This window comes from Desulfobotulus sp., assembly GCF_034006065.1.
Classification (GTDB): Bacteria; Desulfobacterota; Desulfobacteria; order Desulfobacterales; family ASO4-4; genus Desulfobotulus.
Genome location: NZ_JAVETM010000025.1, coordinates 34,132 through 54,217 on the forward strand (window position 1 = coordinate 34,132; position 20,086 = coordinate 54,217).

22 protein-coding genes are annotated in these 20,086 nt (G+C 53.9%); 21 read left to right on the forward strand and 1 reads right to left on the reverse strand.

All coding sequences use genetic code 11. The features are described 5' to 3' along the window. Positions 1–4: 4 nt before the first annotated feature. From rplO to RBR60_RS10495, 19 genes are all read left to right on the forward strand, one after another. A complete protein-coding gene (gene rplO / locus RBR60_RS10405; protein ID WP_320356451.1) occupies positions 5–442 on the forward strand; it encodes a 50S ribosomal protein L15 in 438 nt (145 codons plus the stop codon). Between the two features lie 7 nt (positions 443–449). Further along, complete coding sequence (gene secY, locus RBR60_RS10410) at positions 450–1,769, forward strand: preprotein translocase subunit SecY (protein ID WP_320356453.1); 1,320 nt, start codon at positions 450–452, stop codon at positions 1,767–1,769. Positions 1,770–1,897: 128 nt separating this feature from the next. Then, the gene (gene infA, locus RBR60_RS10415) at positions 1,898–2,116 is read left to right on the forward strand and encodes a translation initiation factor IF-1 (protein WP_139448003.1); all 219 of its coding nucleotides are present in this window, start codon (positions 1,898–1,900) and stop codon (positions 2,114–2,116) included. 29 nt (positions 2,117–2,145) lie between these two features. After that, complete coding sequence (gene rpmJ, locus RBR60_RS10420; RefSeq protein ID WP_144684866.1) at positions 2,146–2,259, forward strand: 50S ribosomal protein L36; 114 nt, start codon at positions 2,146–2,148, stop codon at positions 2,257–2,259. An 11-nt stretch (positions 2,260–2,270) separates the two neighbouring features. After that, on the forward strand, positions 2,271–2,639 hold the full coding sequence (gene rpsM, locus RBR60_RS10425) for a 30S ribosomal protein S13 (protein WP_320356462.1): 369 nt from the start codon (positions 2,271–2,273) through the stop codon (positions 2,637–2,639). Positions 2,640–2,658: 19 nt separating this feature from the next. Continuing rightward, positions 2,659–3,051 (forward strand): 30S ribosomal protein S11, encoded by a 393-nt coding sequence (gene rpsK / locus RBR60_RS10430; protein WP_320356464.1) that lies wholly within the window; start codon positions 2,659–2,661, stop codon positions 3,049–3,051. A 79-nt stretch (positions 3,052–3,130) separates the two neighbouring features. Further along, positions 3,131–3,757: a 30S ribosomal protein S4 gene (gene rpsD / locus RBR60_RS10435; protein ID WP_320356466.1), complete on the forward strand. Its 627-nt coding sequence runs from the start codon at positions 3,131–3,133 to the stop codon at positions 3,755–3,757. 94 nt (positions 3,758–3,851) lie between these two features. Continuing rightward, complete coding sequence (locus RBR60_RS10440; protein WP_320356468.1) at positions 3,852–4,877, forward strand: DNA-directed RNA polymerase subunit alpha; 1,026 nt, start codon at positions 3,852–3,854, stop codon at positions 4,875–4,877. Between the two features lie 11 nt (positions 4,878–4,888). Beyond that, entirely contained in the window at positions 4,889–5,278 is a 390-nt protein-coding gene (rplQ, locus tag RBR60_RS10445; RefSeq protein ID WP_320356470.1) for a 50S ribosomal protein L17, read from the forward strand. Between the two features lie 344 nt (positions 5,279–5,622). Next, positions 5,623–6,438, forward strand: a complete 816-nt coding sequence (locus tag RBR60_RS10450; protein WP_320356472.1) for a phosphate ABC transporter substrate-binding protein — start codon at positions 5,623–5,625, stop codon at positions 6,436–6,438. A 91-nt stretch (positions 6,439–6,529) separates the two neighbouring features. Continuing rightward, entirely contained in the window at positions 6,530–7,423 is an 894-nt protein-coding gene (gene pstC, locus RBR60_RS10455) for a phosphate ABC transporter permease subunit PstC (protein WP_320356474.1), read from the forward strand. A 35-nt stretch (positions 7,424–7,458) separates the two neighbouring features. Then, positions 7,459–8,355, forward strand: coding sequence for a phosphate ABC transporter permease PstA (gene pstA / locus RBR60_RS10460; protein ID WP_320356475.1), 897 nt, complete (start codon positions 7,459–7,461; stop codon positions 8,353–8,355). Positions 8,356–8,391: 36 nt separating this feature from the next. Then, complete coding sequence (gene pstB / locus RBR60_RS10465; RefSeq protein WP_413815461.1) at positions 8,392–9,153, forward strand: phosphate ABC transporter ATP-binding protein PstB; 762 nt, start codon at positions 8,392–8,394, stop codon at positions 9,151–9,153. A 19-nt stretch (positions 9,154–9,172) separates the two neighbouring features. Then, positions 9,173–9,835 carry a phosphate signaling complex protein PhoU gene (phoU, locus tag RBR60_RS10470; RefSeq protein ID WP_320356480.1) on the forward strand — a complete coding sequence of 221 codons (663 nt, stop codon included), beginning with the start codon at positions 9,173–9,175 and terminating at the stop codon, positions 9,833–9,835. A 13-nt stretch (positions 9,836–9,848) separates the two neighbouring features. Continuing rightward, on the forward strand, positions 9,849–10,553 hold the full coding sequence (locus RBR60_RS10475) for a response regulator transcription factor (protein WP_320356482.1): 705 nt from the start codon (positions 9,849–9,851) through the stop codon (positions 10,551–10,553). Beyond that, entirely contained in the window at positions 10,550–12,322 is a 1,773-nt protein-coding gene (locus RBR60_RS10480) for an ATP-binding protein (protein ID WP_320356484.1), read from the forward strand. Before RBR60_RS10475 ends, RBR60_RS10480 begins: the two co-directional genes overlap by 4 nt. A gap of 130 nt (positions 12,323–12,452) precedes the next feature. Then, positions 12,453–13,064: a hypothetical protein gene (locus RBR60_RS10485; RefSeq protein ID WP_320356486.1), complete on the forward strand. Its 612-nt coding sequence runs from the start codon at positions 12,453–12,455 to the stop codon at positions 13,062–13,064. Between the two features lie 45 nt (positions 13,065–13,109). Next, positions 13,110–14,102 carry a biotin synthase BioB gene (gene bioB / locus RBR60_RS10490; RefSeq protein WP_320356488.1) on the forward strand — a complete coding sequence of 331 codons (993 nt, stop codon included), beginning with the start codon at positions 13,110–13,112 and terminating at the stop codon, positions 14,100–14,102. Positions 14,103–14,243: 141 nt separating this feature from the next. After that, on the forward strand, positions 14,244–14,456 hold the full coding sequence (locus RBR60_RS10495) for a DUF2892 domain-containing protein (RefSeq protein ID WP_320356490.1): 213 nt from the start codon (positions 14,244–14,246) through the stop codon (positions 14,454–14,456). A gap of 411 nt (positions 14,457–14,867) precedes the next feature. Here the strand turns inward: RBR60_RS10495 and RBR60_RS10500 are convergent, their stop codons facing one another. Continuing rightward, positions 14,868–17,093 (reverse strand): RNA degradosome polyphosphate kinase, encoded by a 2,226-nt coding sequence (locus tag RBR60_RS10500; protein WP_320356492.1) that lies wholly within the window; start codon positions 17,091–17,093, stop codon positions 14,868–14,870. Positions 17,094–17,380: 287 nt separating this feature from the next. On the opposite strand from RBR60_RS10500, the gene RBR60_RS10505 reads away from it, so the two are divergent. Together RBR60_RS10505 and RBR60_RS10510 are read left to right on the forward strand one after the other, a co-directional pair. After that, entirely contained in the window at positions 17,381–18,298 is a 918-nt protein-coding gene (locus RBR60_RS10505) for an exopolyphosphatase (protein ID WP_320356494.1), read from the forward strand. Positions 18,299–18,593: 295 nt separating this feature from the next. Beyond that, positions 18,594–20,086, forward strand: a 1,493-nt coding sequence (locus RBR60_RS10510) for a CHAD domain-containing protein (protein ID WP_320356496.1), incomplete at its 3' end; no start/stop codon positions are given.

Here is a 20,086-nt window from a genome sequence, read left to right on the forward strand (position 1 = left end):
GGCGATGAAACTTCATGAACTTTCTCCCGCAGAAGGCGCAACAAGTAAGCGCAAACGCAAGGGCCGCGGCGTGGCGTCCGGAAACGGAAAAACCGCAGGTCGTGGTTACAAGGGTCTGAAATCCAGATCCGGTGGCAGTGTGCGTCCCGGTTTTGAGGGGGGACAGATGCCCTTGCACCGCCGTCTTCCCAAGCGCGGATTCACCAGTATTTTTAAGACGGATTTTGCCATTGTAAATCTTGGGGATCTTGCGAGGTTTGAGGCAAACTCCCTTGTGGACGAAGCAACTCTGCTTGAGGCAGGTGTGGTTAAGCAGGTGAGGGATGGGGTAAAACTCCTTGCCAGAGGAGAGCTTAACGTACCTCTGACCGTGCAGGTATCCCGGATCAGCCAGGCAGCCAAGGCAAAGGTTGAGGCCGCCGGTGGCAAAGTCGAAGGATAAATGACCTATGATGGGTAATGGCTTTCAGAATATTTTCAGGGTTCCTGAATTGAAAAGACGGGTACTGTTCACCCTCATGATGCTGGTAGTCTATCGCATCGGGGTGCACGTGCCGACGCCCGGCATAGATCGGGAGGCTCTGGGGGCTTTATTTGCCCGAACCCAGGGAACTCTTTTTGCCATGTTCGATATGTTCTCCGGGGGGGCTCTGGAACAACTGTCGGTCTTTGCCCTCGGGATCATGCCCTACATCAGTGCATCCATTATCCTGCAGCTTCTCACTGTGGCGGTTCCCCATCTTGAACGTCTCAAAAAAGAGGGGGAACAGGGTCGTCGGAAGATCACCCAATATACCCGGTATGGGACCATTGTTCTCAGTGTGATTCAGGGGCTTGGTATCAGCATCGGTCTTGAGAATATGGTGGCGCCGGGTGGCGGTCCCGTTGTTCTGGAACCGGGATGGGCCTTTCGCCTGATGACGGTTATTACCCTGACTTCGGGCACGGCCTTCATCATGTGGCTGGGTGAGCAGATCACGGAAAGGGGGATCGGAAACGGAATCTCCCTGGTGATCTTTGCCGGTATTGTTGCAGGACTTCCTTCAGCAGTGGGCAACACCTTTCGTTTGATGAAGACGGGTGAGATGGGCGTTTTTCTGGTCCTTTTCCTCCTTGTGATGATGGTCGCTGTGGTGGGCTTCATCATTTTTGTGGAGCAGGGGCAACGGCGGATACCCGTACACTATGCCAAGCGGGTTGTCGGGAATAAGATGTATGGTGGTCAGACCTCCCACCTTCCTCTGAAGGTGAATACTTCAGGGGTCATCCCACCTATTTTTGCTTCATCCATCATTATGTTTCCGGCAACCATTGCAAGCTTCATTGATCTTCCCATGATGCGGGGAGTGATGGATGCCCTGCATCCCGGTGGGGTTCTGTATGAAGTGATCTTTGTTCTTTTCATCTTTTTCTTCTGTTTTTTTTATACAGCCATTGTGTTCAATCCCGTGGATGTGGCGGAGAACATGAGGAAAAACGGGGGCTATATCCCGGGCATTCGTCCTGGCAAGCGCACCTCGGACTATATTGATCGGGTTCTCACCCGGCTTACGCTGAGTGGTGCCACCTATATATCGGCGGTATGTGTTCTGCCTTCCATCCTGATTACCCAGTTTCATGTGCCCTTTTATTTCGGTGGTACGGCCTTGCTGATTGTTGTGGCGGTTTCCCTGGACACGGTTGCCCAGATGGAGTCTCACATGATCACTCGAAATTATGAGGGGTTTTTGAACCGGAAAGCAGGTCGGATCCGGGGGCGCCGCGGATAACCAGAATCGTCCCGATCCCCAGGAGCTGGGGATCGGGAAATAAGTATGGACTCGGGAAGCGTGCGGTGCTATATTTTCGGGTCTTTGCGTGATGCGGGTATTCCCTTGCTGGGTGCCCAGGAGGATGAATGGCCAAGGAAGATGCAATCAAGGTGCAGGGCGAAGTGGTGGAAACCTTGCCGAATGCGATGTTTCGCGTGCGCCTGGAAAATGGGCATGAGATTTTGGCACACATCTCCGGAAAGATGCGTATGCATTTTATCAAGATTTTACCCGGAGATAAGGTGACGGTTGAGTTGTCCCCATATGATTTGACGCGGGGGCGGATCACCTACCGCTCCAAGTAGGACGCGGTTTAAGAAATGAGGAGCATTCCATGAAAGTCAGGGCTTCGGTGAAGAAGATTTGCACCAAGTGCAAAGTCGTGAAGCGCAAGGGTGTAGTGCGTGTGATTTGTGAAAACAAGCGGCATAAACAGCGGCAGGGGTAAAGGGGGATACTTTGGCTCGAATTGCAGGTGTGGATCTTCCCAGAAAGAAGCGTGTCGACATCGCTTTGACCTATATTTATGGTATCGGCAGAACCAGTGCATCTAAAATCGTAGGCAGCCTGGGTCTTGATGGGGCAACCAAAGTCGATGCTCTGACGGATGATGAAATTAACGGCATCCGCAAAGTGATTGACGGGGAGTTCAAGGTGGAAGGGGAACTTCGCTCGGAAGTTTCCATGAACGTCAAGCGGCTGATGGATTTGGGATGCTACAGGGGCCTGCGTCATCGCAGGGGAATGCCTGTCAATGGACAGCGGACCCGGACCAACGCCCGGACGCGGAAAGGCCCCAGAAGAGCGGCCATCAAGAAGAAAAAGTAAGCAGGAGACAGGATAAATTATGGCCAAAGCACGTTCTGCTAAAAAAACCAAAAAGGTCAAAAAGAATATATCAACGGGTGTTGTGCATATCCAGTCAACGTTCAACAACACCATTGTTACCATTTCCGACCCCGCAGGAGGTGTCGTTTCCTGGTCGTCTTCGGGAGCCATGGGTTTCAAGGGTTCCAGGAAGAGTACGCCCTTTGCCGCCCAGATGGCTGCAGAGGACGCAGCCAAGAAGGCCCAGGAGCATGGCATGCGGAATGTTGAAATCTATGTCAAGGGACCAGGTGCAGGCCGTGAATCTGCCCTCCGGGCAATTCAGGGAACAGGTTTTACGGTGACCATGATCAAAGATGTCACCCCTGTCCCCCACAACGGCTGCCGCCCTCCCAAACGCCGCCGGGTATAGAACGAAGATCTGACCCGACCCTGAGGCGGGCATCGGTAATCCATAGTAGCGTAGTACTGAGTGTTTGAAGGAGGATACCTTGTCCAGATATCGCGGTTCCGTCTGCCGGATGTGCAGACGTGAAAACATGAAATTGTTCCTTAAGGGTGATCGCTGCTTTTCGGACAAATGCAGCTTTGACCGCAGACCCTATGCGCCTGGTCAGCATGGCCAGCGTCGGGGAAAAGTTTCCGACTATGGCATACAGCTCCGGGAGAAGCAGAAGGTAAAGCGCCTTTATGGTCTTTCGGAAAAGCAGTTCCGCCTCACCTTTGGCAAGGCGGAGCAGAAAAAAGGGATCACGGGCACCAATCTTCTCGCTCACCTGGAATCCCGTTTGGATAACGTGGTGTACCGTATGGGGTTTGTGAACTCCAGGATCCAGGGACGTCATTTTGTTCGGCATAACCATTTTCTGGTGAATGGAATCCGTGTGAACATTCCTTCCTATGTTGTAAAGGCGGGGGATGTAATCGAAATCCGTGAAAAAAGCCGTAAGGTTCAGGCCGTAAATGAGGCCATGGATGCGGTGGTACGCCGGGGTGTTCCCCAGTGGCTGGAGCTGGATAAGGATGGATTTAAGGGCACGGTGAAGTCTTTGCCGATGCGTGAGGATATCACCCTGCCGATTCAGGAGCAGCTCATTGTTGAATTGTACTCCAAGTAGGCCCCGTCATCCTCGGTCTTATGACCGGGCGGGTACGGCTGCCGTTTCCCGAACCGGATCGGGTATCCTCTGAACCGATTGGAGATAAGGCCATATGTCATCGAACGAACTTATGTATGTCAACTGGAGGGACATGATCAGGCCCGACAAGATCCAGGTGGAAACTACGGAAGAATACGGCAAGTTCGTATTCGAACCCCTGGAACGCGGTTTCGGGACGACCATCGGTAATGCCCTGCGGCGGACCATCCTTTCCTCCCTCCATGGTGCAGCAATCGTTTCCGTTAAGTTCGAAGATGTGATGCATGAGTTCACAACCATCCCCCACGTTCTTGAGGATGTGAGTGAAATCATCTTTAACCTCAAGGAAGTCCGCCTGAAGACGGATGACCTGGAACCCCAGACCTTGCGTATTGATGTTTCCGAGGGACGGGAGGTTACCGCAGCCGATATTGTTTCGGACAATGGACGGGTGTCTGTTCTGAACCCCCAGCAGCACATTGCCACCCTGAATGCAGGGGGGCGTTTTCGGATGGAAATGACGGTGAAAATCGGGAAGGGTTATGCCCTTGCCGCCGCTAACAAGGATCCCGATGCCCCTGTGGGAACCTTGGCCATTGATTCTGTTTTTTCCCCCATACAGCGGGTGCGTTATACCGTTGGTAATGCCCGCGTGGGACAGCGTACGGATTATGATAAACTGACCCTGGAAGTCTGGACAGATCGCAGTGTGACGCCGGAGGATGCCGTAGCCTTTGCGGCAAAGATCCTCAAAGAGCAGTTATCGGTTTTTATCAATTTTGATGAAGAAGTGGTGCCTGAGGCGACCACTGCGGAAGAAGAAAGTGCCAGCCGCGAATTTAACGAGCATCTGTACCGGAATGTGGATGAGCTTGAACTGTCTGTCCGGAGTGCCAATTGCCTGAAAAATGCCAAAATACTCAAAATATGGCAGTTGGTGCAAAAAAGTGAGAATGAGATGCTCAAGACCAAAAATTTCGGCCGTAAGTCTTTGAATGAAATCAAGGAAGTTCTCACAGATATGGGATTGTCCCTCGGCATGAAGCTGGAGGGGTTCATACCCTTCGAAGATGAGTCGGCTGAGGAAGACGACGAGTAGGAGAGCGGAGCATGCGACACAGAAAAGCAGGCGTAAAACTCAATCGCACATCCAGCCATCGGGATGCCATGTTCCGTAACATGGTTACCTCCATGATCAAGCACGGTCAGATCCGTACAACGGATGTCAAGGCCAAGGAGTTGCGCCGCTGGGTAGATAAGATGATAACCCTGGCCAAGCGGGGCGATCTGCATGCCCGACGCCAGGCCCTTGCCGTGATTCGGGAAAAAGATGTGGTGCATCGACTTTTTGCCGAAGCCAAGGAACGTTTTGGCCACCGTGCCGGAGGCTATACCCGCATCGTGAAGTTGGGCCACCGGCCCGGAGATGCAGCACCCATGGCCATGATTGAGTTTGTGGATCCGGCCCTGGCTGGCAGTGCAGATACTGCGGAAGCCTGATGATGCTTGAAAAAAGGCCGGTTATCCGGCCTTTTTTATTCAGGCGCTTTTTGCAATGAGAGATAAAGGTGCCTTTCTTCCAGAAAGCGCACTTTTTTTATTTTTCAGGCTGTGATTTCGAGGATGCTCTTCACTGCTGACAGAGAGTACGGAGTACCTTGACTGATTTTTATCCCTTCCCTTCTTCCTTTCCTATCTCCAGCCATATGCAATACTCATATTCCCCTAATCTGTTCTGAACAATTCTCTTCTATTTTCTTTGCGTGATGTTTCCCATGTCCCCGTATGTGCGTCTGGGGATCTGCCAGCAAAACCTAAGGAATGTTCATGAAGGAGATGGAAGAATGTTAAAAAAAGCCGGATTTTTTCTTGCCGCCCTTGCCCTGTTTTGCGTGGGGAGTGGCGTAGGCGCCTCCGAAAGGCTGGGTATCAACGGATCCACAACGGTGCTTCCCGTAGCCCAGAAACTTGCGGAAGCTTACATGAAGATGCGACCGGATGTGACGGTTTCCCTGGCCGGAGGAGGATCGGGCAATGGCATCAAAGCCATCATTGATGGGACAACAGACATCGGAAACTCTTCTCGTTTCATTAAGGACAGTGAAGTGAAGCTCGCTGTGGAAAAGGGCACCTACCCCGTTCCTTTCCGCATTGCCTTAGACTGCATTGTACCTGTGGTTAACCCATCAAATCCGGTGCAGGATCTCTCCATTGAGCAGATTCGGGATATGTACACCGGCAAAATCCGGAACTGGAAAGAAGTGGGTGGGCCGGATCTGCGGGTGATTGTGATCTCAAGGGATTCTTCCTCCGGCACTTTTGAATCCTGGGGAGAGCTTGTCATGAACAAGGAAAGGGTAGTTCCCAGTGCCTTGACCGTTCCTTCCAATGGCGGACTCGTGCAGGCCATCAGCACCACGCCGGGTGCCATCGGGTATATTGCCCTGGGCTATGTGAATAAAGACGTGAAAATTGTTTCTGTGGGTGGAGTCATGGGGAGTGAGGAGAATACCCTGAACGGGCGTTACCCCATTTCAAGACCGCTTTTCATGTTTACCCGCGGCTGGCCGACGGGAGTAACCTTGGATTTCATCAACTTCGCCTTTTCCAAGAAAGGGCAGGCCCTGGTGAAAGAAGCGGGCAGCATCCCTGTGTACTGATTCGATAAAGGGGATTTTTTAAGTGAAAGATGCGGTGTGCGTCCAATGTGTCGCACACTGCTTGTTTAAAATTCAGCATAAGGAAATGTGCATGGCGGTCTCACGCAATCAGGCAGAAAAGCTGATACGTTTGCTTTTTCTGGGTATAGCCATGGTTTCCATCGGAATTCTCGGCCTGATCATGTTTTTTTTGTTTCAGGAGGGTTTACCCATCTTCAAAACCGTTAGTGTGCAGGATTTTGTGTTGGGAAAATATTGGTATCCCACGGATGATCCTGCGGACTTCGGCATTCTTCCTCTCATAGTCGCCTCTTTGTATGTGACGCTTTTTTCGGCAATGATCTCCATCCCGCTGGGGGTAATGACAGCCATTTATCTGTCCGAGATCGCTTCAAGGCGGGTGGCGGAGGTGGTCAAGCCCATTGTGGAGCTTTTGGCGGCCCTTCCCAGCGTGGTGATCGGTTTTTTCGGTATGGTGCTGGTGGGGCCTTTTCTGCAGAAGGTTTTTGGGATTCCCATTGGCTTGAACCTTTTCAATGCCGGACTGATGCTGGCTTTCATGTCCATTCCCACCATCTGCTCCATTGCAGAAGATGCCCTCTATTCCGTACCGACCTCTCTTCGAGAAGCCTCTTTGGCATTGGGGGCAACGGAGCTTGAAACCATCATGAAGGTGGTTGTGCCTGCCGGTATTTCGGGCATCAGCACGGCCATCATTCTGGGAATGAGCCGTGCCATCGGAGAGACCATGGTGGTGCTGATGGTGGCTGGCGGGGCGGCCATGCTGCCGGAATCGGTTTTTGATCCTGTGCGGCCCATGCCCGCCAGCATTGCCGCTGAAATGGCCGAGGCTCCCTTCCGCGGAGAGCACTACCATGCCCTGTTTGCCATTGGCATTACGCTTTTTCTCTTTACCCTGGTCTTTAACCTTGTGGCGGATTACATTTCCAATCGGTATCAGCAGAAAGGGGAGGCGTCCCTGTGAATGGATCTTCTTCATCCGCGTCCGGAAAGACGGCCTTGCAAACAGGCGAGTCCCCTGGGCTTTTTGCAGAGGGGGCCGGGCTTACGGGGCGCAGGCGGGTACAGACCCTGTGGTTTGGTTTTTTTCGCCTGGCAGCCCTGATCAATGGCCTTGCTTTGTGTACCATCCTCTATTTCATGCTTTCCAGGGGTTGGCGGGCCATCACCTGGGATTTTCTTACCCTGCCTCCCAGGGAAGCCATGACCGCAGGGGGTATTTTTCCTTGCATCATCGGTACTCTGGGGCTTGCTCTGGGATCTCTTCTGGTGGCTTTGCCCATAGGCGTGGCTTCGGCGATTTATCTCAATGAGTACGCCAGTTCCGGTAGGGTCATGCGCGTCATCCGCCTTGGGATCAGCAACCTTGCAGGTGTTCCTTCCGTGGTTTTTGGCCTTTTCGGACTGGCTTTTTTCTGCATTCTGCTGGGAATGGGTGTGAGCCTTGCGGCAGGTGCCTTGACCCTTGGCGTCATGACTCTGCCTGTGATTATTGGTGCCACGGAAGAAGCACTGAAGGCCGTGCCCAATACCTATCGTGAGGCTTCCCTGGGGCTGGGAGCCACACAGTGGCAGACCATCTGGCGTGTGGTGCTGCCTTCGGCGCTGCCGGGAATTCTCACGGGCGCCATTCTGGGCTTAAGCCGTGCGGCGGGCGAAACGGCTCCCATCATGTTCACGGCGGCGGTTTTTTTCACCCCGAAGATTCCCGCTTCCATCATGGATGAGGTCATGGCCCTGCCCTATCATATTTATGTTCTGGCCACAGCAGGAACGAATATTGAGCAGACAAGGCCTTTGCAGTACGGTACGGCCCTGGTGCTCATCGCTCTGGTTCTGGGCATGAATCTTGTCGCGATTATTTATCGTTCACGCCTGCGGCGTAGGATGCGGTGAGGGGATTTTATGAAGGTATCGGATGAAAGAAGGTCCATGGAGACCCAATGGAAGATGCAGGCGCGGGGGCTGAATTTTTATTACGGATCCTTCCAGGCTCTTTACGGTATTGATCTTGGGTTTGGGGAGCGGGAGGTCACGGCCCTCATCGGTCCGTCGGGGTGTGGAAAGAGCACCTTTCTGCGTTGTCTGAATCGCATGAACGATCTCATACCCGTCAGCCGTGTGGAGGGTGAAGTGCTTCTGGGCAACCAGAACATCTACGCACCATCCGTAGACGTGGTGCGTTTAAGGCGCAGGATCGGCATGGTATTTCAAAAGCCCAATCCCTTTCCCAAGACCATCTTCGAGAATGTGGCCTATGGGCTGCGGGTGAACGGCATCCGCGATAAGAACATGATCGCAGATCAGGTTGAAAAGAGTCTGCGCCAGGCGGCTCTCTGGGAAGAAGTGAAGGATCGGCTGCATGAGTCCGCCCTTGGCATGAGCGGAGGGCAGCAGCAGCGCCTCTGCATCGCCCGTGCCCTGGCCGTGGAGCCGGAGGTGCTGCTCATGGACGAGCCTGCCTCTGCCCTGGACCCCCTGGCGACCCAGAAGATCGAAGAGTTGATTCATGAGTTAAAAAGGACATACTCCATCATCATTGTGACCCACAACATGCAGCAGGCTGCGAGGGTTTCGGATGTGACGGCCTTTTTTTACATGGGCCGTATCATTGAAACCGGTGAGACCGATGCCATTTTTACGAATCCGAAAAACAAACAAACGGAAGATTACATCACCGGCAGATTCGGGTGATGGGAAAAGAGACGCAACGATGACTTTATTTCTTCACCATGAACTGGAACGTCTGAAGAAAACCCTCCTTTCCCTGGGCACCATGGTGGAGGACCGTGTATATATGGCCAGCGCGGCCATCAGGTCCATGGATCCGGAGTTGGCCCGGAAGGTGGTGGAATCGGATCACGAGATTGATGACATGGAAGTGGAAGTGGAAGAGGATTGTCTCAAGATCATCGCCCTGTACCAGCCCGTAGCCGTGGATCTGCGCTTTTTGGTCTGTGTCATTAAGATCAACAATGACCTGGAGCGCATCGCAGACCTTGCCGTGAATATCGGTCGCAGGGTAATGACCATGGCAGAAGCGGGATCCTGTATTCCGTTTTATGATTATACGGAAATGGCGCAGAAGTCCGGCATGATGCTGAAAAAGAGTCTGGACGCCTTTGTAAACATGGATGCGGTGGTGGCCAACGCCGTGCGCGCCATGGATGATGAGGTGGATGACATGAAAAATGAGGTTTACGACCGGGTGAAACGCGCCTTGCGGGAGCGGCCCGAGGATGTGGGATACCTGATTAACATGTTTCTCATCTCAAGGCATCTGGAGCGCATAGCGGACCACGCGACCAATATCGCCGAAGAGGTGATCTATGTGATTGAAGGGCAGATTGTCCGTCATAGCGTGGCCAGGCCATGAAGGGAGTCTTTGCATGGGGAAGGAAACCATCCTTGTGGTGGATGATGAGGAAGATATTCTGGAGCTGATCCGTTACAACCTGACTCGGGAAGGATACGGTGTACTGCTGGCGGCAACGGGGGAGGAGGCCTTGCGTTTTGTCAAGAATGGATCCCCAGATCTCATGGTGCTGGATCTCATGCTTCCCGGAGTGGACGGGCTTGAGGTAACGCGGCGTATCCGCAGGCAGGCCAGGGGCGCGACCCTTCCCATTGTCATGCTAACGGCCAAGGGGGAGGAAGCGGATGTGGTGACCGGCCTTGAGTTGGGTGCGGATGATTATGTGACGAAGCCCTTCAGCCCCCGTATCCTGGTTGCCCGCATCCGCTCCGTGCTGCGGCGTCATGAGCGTATGAAAGCGGAAGGTATGCAGGATCGGGAGGGGATCCTTGAAATCGGAAGTCTTCTCATCCATCCGGGCAGGCATGAGGTTCTGGCCGATGGAGAGCCTTTGCCTCTGACCTGGTCGGAATTTCAGATTCTTCATTTCCTGGCCCGGCGTCCGGGCTGGGTGTTCACCCGTTCCCAGATTGTGGATGCCATCCATGGAGACGATTATCCGGTGACGGATCGCAGTGTTGATGTGCAGATTGTGGGGCTGCGGAAAAAACTGGGTGAGCATGGAAAACGCATCGAAACGGTACGGGGTGTGGGCTACCGTTTCAGGGAGTCATTATGATCAGAAAAAGACCTCTTCTGTGGCAGTTGTACCCTTCCTATCTTCTGGTGATTCTTGTGGGCCTTGTGGCGGTGAGCGTTTATGCGGCGGGTGCCATGAAGGTCTTTTTTCTGGAAAATACCGAAAAAGAGTTGGCGGCTAAGGCTCTGATTCTGAAATCCAAGGTCATTCCCCTCCTGATTTCCGGAGATTATGTGCCTGTGGATGCCATCTGCAAGGAAACGGGAATGGCCGTTGACACGCGCTTTACCGTTGTGCTGCCTTCCGGAGATGTGGTGGGCGACACCCGGGAAGATCCCCGGCAGATGGAAAATCACAGAGACAGGATGGAGATTGTTCAGGCAGCAACGGGGCGGGTGGGAGTGGTTTCCCGATATTCGGAAACCCTGAACCATGCCATGATGTATGTGGCCATTCCCCTGGAAAGCTCGGGAAATCTTGTGGGGGTGCTGCGGGCTGCTGTGCCGCTCACATCCATTGATGCGGCCATTACCCAGTTCCGTGTGCGCATTTTTATGTGCGGAGTTCTGGTGCTTGTGCTGGCGGCCGTACTCTCCTGGTTCATTTCCCGCAAAATTTCCCGGCCTCTTGTCCTTTTGCGGGAAGGTGCCCATCGTTTTGCCCAAGGAAATCTTTCTCACAGGCTTTTTGTTCCGGATGTGGAGGAGTTGGCGGCCCTTGCCGATGCCATGAATCGCATGGCCGAGGAGCTGGACGACAGGATCCGTATGGTGGTTCGGCAGCGCAATGAACTGGAGGCCGTGCTTTCCAGTATGGAAGAAGGGGTGATTGCCGTGGATCGTGAAGGGCGGATTCTGCGGATGAATCATGCGGTGGCGCGCATGTTTCATGTGGAAGCCGCCCGTTATGTTCACAGGGATGTGCAGGAAGTGGTCCGTAACCTGGATGTGCTGCGCTTTGTGCAGAAGGCCCTGGCCGCGGACAAAACCCTTGAGGCGGATATGGATCTGCACCAGTATGGCAAAAAAGTGGTGCATGCCCACAGCTCTCCTCTTCGTGATGGGAGTGAGGTTCGGATCGGAACTCTGTTTGTGATTCAGGATGTGACCCAGCTGCGGCGTCTTGAGCATATGCGCAAGGATTTTGTGGCCAACGTTTCCCATGAACTGAAAACTCCCCTGACGGCCATCAAGGGGTTTGTTGAAAATCTCAGGGAGGATGCGCAGACAGACCCGGAAGAGGTACAGCGTTTTCTGGCCATCATTGACCGCAATGTAAAGCGGTTGATCGTGCTGGTGGATGACCTGCTGAAGCTGTCCAGCATAGAGCAGGAGGCGGATAATGAGGATCTGCTTCTGGAAGAAAGGCCTGTCCGGGAGGTTCTGGCCTCGGCCATCCAGCTTTGCGCATCCAGAATTGATGAGAAGAAGATTGAAGTGATACTGGAGTGCTCCGAAGATCTGAAGGCTCCCATGGACGCCACTCTCATGGAGCATGCGGCGGTGAATCTTCTGGACAATGCCCTCAAATATTCTCCTGAGGGAAGCCGTATTCATATTGCGGCTGCGCGGGAAACCCATTTTGTACGCATCGCTTTTGCTGACAGCGGCATGGGCATTGCTGAGGAACATCTGCCCAGGCTCTTTGAACGTTTTTATCGGGTGGACAAAGCCAGAAGCCGCAAGCTGGGGGGAACAGGCCTCGGCCTTGCCATTGTCAAGCACATCATGAATGCCCATGGCGGCAAGGTAGCGGTGCACAGTCGGCTGGGCGAAGGCAGCGTATTCACTCTCTATCTTCCCCTGTGAAAGGGGAATTTCACCTGCGGGACCTCCCCTTGTATTCTTTGAAAATTGGGATATGATAGGCACTTGTGAGCAGTCTCCGGAAAGAGGGCTGCCTGGGGCGAACAGGAAGAAAAGGGGCGGGTCGGATCCCATGGATCTTGAAGAACTGAAGGCCAAGTTTCAGAGCAAGGCAGTTGCGGATCTCAAAGACATCAACCTGGTGCTGAAGGCAACCCCCTTTCTTGTGCGGGAAGTGATACGCCTGGAAGAAGCCCTGGCGGAATCGGAAAGAAGGATTCAGCATCTGGCGGGGATGCTGAGGCGCAACCCACCTACGCACCGATCCGGTAAAAAAGATCAGGCCGCATGGAAAATCTGGATTGATGAACGTCAGAACCGCTTGTACATCCAGCTGTTCGGAAAGATAGAAAAGCAGTCCGGCAAACTGATATCCAATGCCATTCTTTCTGTTATGGAGAACCTGCACAGTGGTTTTTCCGTTGTGGTGGATCTGCGGAAAATGGTATCGGATGTGGATGCCAGAACGCGTTTTTATTTCCGTAAAACCGCCTATGCCTTTTCCCAGGTACAGGCGGAACCCATTGTGCGCGTCATGGAAGATTCCCAGTCCATGGCTTTTTTATTCGAGGACGCCGAAGATCGCTGCCCTTCCATGCAGGGCGCGGAAGACGTGCACAGGGTGCGAACCCTGGAAGAGGCGGACACCCTCCTGGATAACCTCGGCCGTTATCTGCGGTCCTGAAAAAACAGCCCCGTAAACCCATATAGCCAAAAACCGGAGGTCGCTTTGGACCCCTTGCAGGAAGCGTTGCGTGTTCTTGCCGGAAAAAGAATTTCCGATGCTTTTTTTCTTGATATTCTGGGCGCAGACAAACCCCAGGTGTTTGGTATTCTTTCTGGAGCAGATCGTATCCGCAGATTTTTTTTTAAAGATACGGTGAGGCTTTGCGCCATATGTAACGGGAAATCGGGACGTTGCTCCGAAGATTGCCGATTTTGCTCGCAGTCTGCCCATGGGAGTGCGGATGTGGCAATCTACCCGCTTTTGTCCGCAGAAAAGCTTGCGCAAAGCCTCCGCCTTGCTGCCGAATATCCCCTGGATCGCTACAGCATTGTGACCAGTGGCCGGGGCCTGGCAGGTGAAGATCTGGAAGCCCTGTTGGAAGCCTATACCCGGTTTCCCGGAACCCAGATGGCCCATTGTGCTTCCCTTGGCATTCTGGAAGAAAGGGATCTGAGGCGACTGAAGGCTGTGGGTGTGAGCCGTTATCATCACAATCTTGAAACCGCAGCCTCCCTTTTTCCTACCATCTGTACGACCCACAGTTACGCGGACCGCCTGAAGACTCTGGAAGCGGCCAGACGCGCAGGCCTTGAGATCTGTTCCGGCGGTATCTTTGGTCTTGGTGAAACGGATGCGCAGATTCTGGAGTTTGCCCGCACCCTGGAAGCCCTGGAAGTGGATGCCATCCCCATGAATTTTCTGGTGCCCATTGCAGGCACCCCCATGGCGTCCTGTTCCTTCTTGTCGCCCCTACGTTGCCTGAAGATTCTGGCGGCTTTTCGTTTCCTCATGCCCAGAACCCCTCTTATTGTCTGTGGGGGTAGGGAGCAAAATTTTGCCTCTCTTCAGGCGCTGATTTTTTCTGCAGGCGCTACGGGATTGATGAGCGGTGATTTTCTGACCACACCGGGTCGGGCCATGGAAAAAGACCTCGCCATGCTGAAAGATGGGGGATGGCGGGTGATTCGGGGTAGGGGATATGAGGAGGAGGTCTGATACGGACCTTGCCCGGAAGGAAGGCCTGGTTGACAGCTCTGCCTGGTCTTGCCAAGGTAATGGGGATGCAAAGACCTTGTCAGGACCGCAAGGATGTATATGCGTTCACAAAGGACCTTTTTCAGAACAGGGAGACGGCTGATGACGATTGAACGTGTGGTGATGGCCTTTGCCGGAAGCATGATTCTGCTTTCCCTTTTGCTTTCTTTGCTCCACAGCGCCTACTGGCTGTGGTTCACCGCCTTTGTGGGAGCCAATCTCTTACAGGCGGCCTTTACGGGTTTTTGTCCCCTGGCCATTGTGCTGCGCTTTTTGGGGCTGAAGCCTGGCGCCGCCTTTGAGAGAAAGGGATGAATTCCGCATTACCGGAGCCAGATCCCCCAGGTGAGGCTCCGGTCCCGGAGCCTTTGTTGGCTGGTTCCTGTGCTGTCAAGGGTCCGGGCTCTGTGTTTTTTGTCCCCCCTCCTGATTTTTCAGAGGCGTTTCCAAGCCTTTCTGGCTTTATAAAAAAGTAACGCCATGCTCATCGCTGCTGAACCGCAGTCTGGATAAATAAGCCTGAATATCTGCGGATCATGATTTTATCCATAAGCCCCTATCCATGCAGTACGTTCTCTCACGGCTTTTTATAATCCCCGTATTTTTCCCTGCACCCGGTCTGATCTCAGCCTTTACCATGATTTTTGTTTTACGGGTAAGGGGCAAGGCATTGAGACCTGTTTGAGATTCAGGGATTCTGGATCTCAGGAATCCGATGGCCTTTGGTCATCCTGAGCGATTGTTTTTTTTGCCGCGCCCTTTTTTCCCCTTGCCCTTGAGGGCGGAACCGCGACCGGAAAGACTGGGATTGGTCATGAAAAACTCATGGGTATTGAAGCACTCTCTTTCCGCAGCCATGCGGACATAGCCGCCGTCGGGCTGCATGATCCAGCTCTGGGCGTTGTCCTTGAGGTTGGCTTCCATGATCTGGTTGAGAATCTGCTGGTGTACCGTTGGGTTGAGGATGGGGACCAGCACCTCAATCCTGCGACTGAGGTTTCTTGGCATCCAGTCCGCTGAAGAAATATAGACCCTGGCCTGGGGAGAGGGCAGGGCCTGACCGTTACCGAAAGCGACAATGCGGGAGTGCTCCAGAAAGCGGCCCACAATGGATTTCACCCGGATGTTTTCCGAAAGTCCAGGAATGCCAGGCCTGAGGCAGCAGATTCCCCGAATGACCAGATCCACGGGAACCCCGGCGCAGGAGGCCCGGTACAGGGCATCGATGATGTCCGGAGACACAAGGGCGTTGAGTTTGGCCCAGATGCCGCAGGGACGGCCCGCCCGGGCATGGGCGATCTCCTCCTCAATGCAGGCAAGAAGATGGGTGCTCATGTTGAGGGGTGCGACGTAGAGCCTTTCCAGGCGGGCGGGACGGGCGTAGCCTGTCATGTAGTTGAAGATTTTTCCCACATCCTGACAGATGGCCCGGTCACAGGTAAAATAGGAAAGATCCGTATAAATCTTGGCCGTCACCGGATGGTAGTTGCCTGTTCCGAGGTGGGCGTAGGACTTAAGCCCCTCTTTTTCCCTGCGGATGACAAGGGAAAGCTTGGCATGGGTTTTCATTTCCATGAATCCCAGCCCCACCTGGGCGCCACTGCGCTCCAGGATTCTTGCGATCTCGATATTGGCTTCCTCATCAAAGCGGGCTTTGAGTTCGATCATGGCGGTGACGCTTTTCCCGGATTCCGCAGCCCGCACCAGGGCCTGAACAATGGGAGAGTTTCTGCTTGTGCGGTACAGGGTCTGCTTGATGGCCACCACCTGGGGGTCTTCCGCAGCCTGACGGAGAAACTGGGCCACCACATCGAAGCTCTCATAGGGATGGTGCACAAGGATGTCCTTGGCCTGGATGGCGGCAAAGCAGTCTCCGCCGAAATCCCGTATTCTCTCCGGAAAACGGGCCTGATATTTGGGAAAGAGGAGATCCGGCCTGTCGTCTGTGACAAGATGCCTGAGATCACAAAGCCCGATGGCCCGACCTGTGCGGAACATATATTCGGGCATTACGTCGAGCTGAGTTCGGAGAAACTCCCGGAGATCGTCTGGCATCTCATTGTCCACGGCAAGGCGCACCACCCGCCCTCTGCGGCGGCGCTTGAGGGCTGTCTCAAAGGTACGCACCAGATCTTCAGCCTCTTCCTCAATTTCCATTTCAGAATCCCGCACCACCCGGAAAATCCCGCAGGCCAGAAGCTCTGAGGAGGGAAAGATCTGGTGGAAGAACATGCGCACCACATCCTCAAGAAGGATATAGCGCACCCTGTCCTCACCGGGAAGGCGGATCATCCGGTTCAGGTGCTGGGGCAGGATGACAATGGCCACCAGCGCTTCTTCCATTTCCGGGTTTTTCATCTCGAAGATGAGACCAAAGCCGAGATTGGGGATGAAGGGAAAGGGATGGGAAGGGTCCACGGCCACAGGGCTTAAAACGGGAAAAATCTCCTGGATGAATTTTTCTCCAAGAAAATTCCTGTCCTTTTCCGAAATCGATTCCGGCCCCACCACGGATATTCCCACTTTTTTCAGTTCTTTGAGAAGATCAAACAGGCATTTTCTCTGTTTTTCGAGAAGATCCAGCACAAGCGTGTTGATTTTTTCCAGCTGCTGGGCCGGTGTGAGCAGATCCGGGCTGTTGCTCTGCACCCCGGACATGACCTGTGCTTTAAGGCCCGCAACACGCACCATGTAGAATTCGTCCAGGTTGGAGGCGGAAATGGAAAGAAAGCGTACCCGTTCCAGAAGGGGATGAGCCGGGTTGTAGGCCTCTTCCATGACCCGGAAGTTGAACTGCAGCCAGGAAAGCTCCCGGTTGATGAAGCGCATGGGGGATTGGGCATGGATGTCCCGGAAAGGATTGTCCCGAAAAGGGGCACGGGGCTGCGGGGTTTCCCCGGCGCTGAGCACGGTCTCGGAGGTGCAGGACAGGGTCTCGGAATCTGGGATCATGGTGCTTTCCTTTCCTTCAGGGACGAAGAAGCGCTGAGGGGCTTCCCGAATGTCTGCTTATAGAAAGGTTCTGTTAGAATTTGATGAGTAAAAATCCATATTCTCAGTGAGAAAAAGGTTTTAGCAGCCTGTCTCCGGAGGGTGGAGGCCTCAGGCTTGACATTTTCCAAAGGGCTCGGCTACTTGACAGATATGGGAAGAACGGGTCGATGGCATTCAGGCCCCATAGGAATGCGGGTTTTCGGCCCATGGACCCATGGCCTTCAGAAAAAATGAGGATATGCCCTATGATGACGGGAAAACGCTTTGCCGCCATGGATATCGGTTCCAATGCCGTCCGGCTTCTGCTCACGGAGGTGTTTGAGGGCGCAGACGGCCCCTGTTTCCGGAAAATTGCCCTTGTGCGCATGCCCATCCGTCTGGGCAGGGATGCCTTCATCCTCGGAAAGATCTCAAAGGAAAACGGAAACCGGCTTCTCGATACCATCAAAGGCTTCCGTTCCCTGATCCGGGCCTATGAGCCTCTCCGGTTCCGGGCCTGCGCCACCTCCGCCATGCGGGAGGCCGCCAATGGCGAAAAGATCCGCAAGAAAATTTTTGAGAATACGGGCGTTTCCCTTGAGATCATCGAGGGCAGGGAGGAAGCTCGCATCATTTTTGCCAACAATCCCTGGAACGGAGGTGCTCTTCCGGGAAAGGAGGAATCCTGGATCTTTGTGGATGTGGGTGGCGGCAGTACGGAGATCACTTTGTTTTCACGGGGAGAAAGCCTTTCCCGCTCCTTTGCCATCGGCACCGTGAGGCTCCTTGAAAACCTTGTTCCCGAAGAAAGCTGGGAAGAAATGAAGGCCTGGCTGCGGGAGCATACCCGTGATCTGCCCGGCATTCAGGCCGTGGGCAGCGGCGGCAACATCAACAGCGTGATGAAGCTTGCCAAGGGAACGGAGGGCCGGGTATTGACGATGGAAAAAATGAAGGCCGTCCGGGAACAGCTCCGCAAATTCCCCTATGAGGAACGTGTTACAAAACTGGGGCTGAAGCCCGACCGGGCGGATGTCATCCTGCCTGCCCTGAAGATTTACCTTTCTGTGATGAAATGGAGCGGGGCTGAGAAGATGAGCGTACCCCAGATCGGCCTTGCCGACGGTATTGTCCGTCTTTTGTATCAGGAAGAGGTGATCGCCCGGAGTTCCAGGGTAGTTTGAAGCCATAGCTTTTTTTTATATACTCCAGATGCCCATCTGTGAAACATCTGAAAATTGGACTGTTGTTCTGAATTTTTTTAATGAAATCCTCACCCCAACCCTCACCCAGTGGGAGAGGGAGCCTTGAGGATGTCTTTTTTCTCCCCTCTCCTGCGGGAGAGGGGGGGGAGGGCAGAAAGCAATAAACCACCACGATGTTCATCACTTTGTTTCAAAAGTGACCGTGCGGAGTATAAATGCCGGAATAGAAAACCCAAAGTTTTTCTTCCCCTATCCCTTCTTAAAGAGGTATCCCATGCAGATTTCCTACGCTTGGCCCCATATGCTGGAAAGGGAGCCTTCCTTTTCCGGTCTTCCAACCCTGTTCAAAAGCTTTCGGGAAAGTAGCGGCAGTGCCACGGTTTTCCTGCTCGATTCCTTTGACTGGCGGCTTTTCCGCCGGGGCCGTCTGCTCTTTTGCACCCCAGGGGGCCGGTATTCCCTCTTTGACATGAAAAACGGCAAGGAGGAGGCAAGCCTTGTGGTGGAAGGCGAGGGGCCTCGCCGTTTCTGTTCCGATTTTCCCGAATCCCCCCTTGCCATGCTGCTGCGGCCTGTTCTGGGCATCCGGGCCCTTCTGCCCCACGGCCCCTTTGTCAGGGAATGGGTACTCCATGAATTCTATAAAGACGAGAAAACTCTTCTGGCCCTGGGACTCTGGGAAAAATTTCGTCCCTGTGGTGAGGGGGAGAATGTCCCCGCCTTTGGCCAGTACCATGTGAGAAGCCTCAAGGAGACGAGCAAGGCCGCAAAAAAACTAGGTGCCTTCCTGGAAGAGCTGGGTTTTGAGACCACGCAAGAGGATCTTTATGGTCTCATGCTGGAGGCAGGGGGTCAGAATCACAAAGCCCGCGAAGGGATCATTCTTGAACCCCGGACTTTGTCCCGTGAAGCGCTTCTTCTTTTTCTCAAGGAGCTGTTCCGGGTAATGGCGGAAAACATTCCCGGCATCCGGGGAGACATGGATACGGAATTTCTCCACGATTTCCGGGTTGCCTCCCGAAGAATGCGCTCCCTCCTCTCCCAGATGCGGACAGCCCTGGATGCTGAAACCGGAACCGCCCTCCGCGAGGGCCTGAAGGCCATGGGCCAGATCACAGGAGAGCTCCGGGATCTTGATGTTTTTCTCCTCACGGAATCCCGTTTCCGGGCGCTTCTGCCAGCAGCCCTTGCTCCGGGTCTGGATTCCTTTTTTGAGGAGCTTCGGGAAAAGCGGGCACAGGTCCGGGAGCGTATGCTGAAGGGAATGGACGGCATTACCTTTTCCGGCACCCTTAAGGATCTTGAAACCCTGACGGGGGAAGAAGCCTGCCCAGAGCCTGGGCCTGAGGGAGAGAGACCCGTTCTGGAGCTTGTAACGGAAGCCCTTCTGGTCCAGCACCGCCGGGTTCTGCGCCGGGGCCGGAAAATCCGACCCGAGAGTCCCGATGCTCTCTTTCATGCCTTACGCATTGATTGCAAGAAGCTCCGTTATCTTCTGGAATTCTCTGCCTCCCTTTTTTCCGGAAAAGAGCTGAACCCCCTTCTGGATCATCTGAAAGACCTTCAGGAAAATCTGGGCGGCTTCAACGACCTTTCCACCCAGAAGGCCTTTTTCCTTTCACGGCTCAAGACCCTGGAAGGCCGGGAAAAGGCCTCTCTTCCGGAAGCCGCAGCTCTGGGGGGTCTTCTCACAGCCCTTGAGCAGAAGCAGGTGGAAAGTCGCAAAGATTTTTCCGCCCTCTTCAAGGCTTTTGCTGCGGACAGCAG

Coding starts and splice junctions, on each gene's coding strand:
- rplO (WP_320356451.1), top strand. CDS start 5: ATGAAACTTCATGAACTTTCTCCCGCAGAAGGCGCAACAAGTAAGCGC.
- secY (WP_320356453.1), top strand. CDS start 450: ATGATGGGTAATGGCTTTCAGAATATTTTCAGGGTTCCTGAATTGAAA.
- infA (WP_139448003.1), top strand. CDS start 1,898: ATGGCCAAGGAAGATGCAATCAAGGTGCAGGGCGAAGTGGTGGAAACC.
- rpmJ (WP_144684866.1), top strand. CDS start 2,146: ATGAAAGTCAGGGCTTCGGTGAAGAAGATTTGCACCAAGTGCAAAGTC.
- rpsK (WP_320356464.1), top strand. CDS start 2,659: ATGGCCAAAGCACGTTCTGCTAAAAAAACCAAAAAGGTCAAAAAGAAT.
- RBR60_RS10440 (WP_320356468.1), top strand. CDS start 3,852: ATGTCATCGAACGAACTTATGTATGTCAACTGGAGGGACATGATCAGG.
- rplQ (WP_320356470.1), top strand. CDS start 4,889: ATGCGACACAGAAAAGCAGGCGTAAAACTCAATCGCACATCCAGCCAT.
- RBR60_RS10450 (WP_320356472.1), top strand. CDS start 5,623: ATGTTAAAAAAAGCCGGATTTTTTCTTGCCGCCCTTGCCCTGTTTTGC.
- pstC (WP_320356474.1), top strand. CDS start 6,530: ATGGCGGTCTCACGCAATCAGGCAGAAAAGCTGATACGTTTGCTTTTT.
- pstB (WP_413815461.1), top strand. CDS start 8,392: ATGGAGACCCAATGGAAGATGCAGGCGCGGGGGCTGAATTTTTATTAC.
- phoU (WP_320356480.1), top strand. CDS start 9,173: ATGACTTTATTTCTTCACCATGAACTGGAACGTCTGAAGAAAACCCTC.
- RBR60_RS10475 (WP_320356482.1), top strand. CDS start 9,849: ATGGGGAAGGAAACCATCCTTGTGGTGGATGATGAGGAAGATATTCTG.
- RBR60_RS10480 (WP_320356484.1), top strand. CDS start 10,550: ATGATCAGAAAAAGACCTCTTCTGTGGCAGTTGTACCCTTCCTATCTT.
- RBR60_RS10485 (WP_320356486.1), top strand. CDS start 12,453: ATGGATCTTGAAGAACTGAAGGCCAAGTTTCAGAGCAAGGCAGTTGCG.
- RBR60_RS10495 (WP_320356490.1), top strand. CDS start 14,244: ATGACGATTGAACGTGTGGTGATGGCCTTTGCCGGAAGCATGATTCTG.
- RBR60_RS10500 (WP_320356492.1), bottom strand. CDS start 17,093: ATGATCCCAGATTCCGAGACCCTGTCCTGCACCTCCGAGACCGTGCTC.
- RBR60_RS10505 (WP_320356494.1), top strand. CDS start 17,381: ATGATGACGGGAAAACGCTTTGCCGCCATGGATATCGGTTCCAATGCC.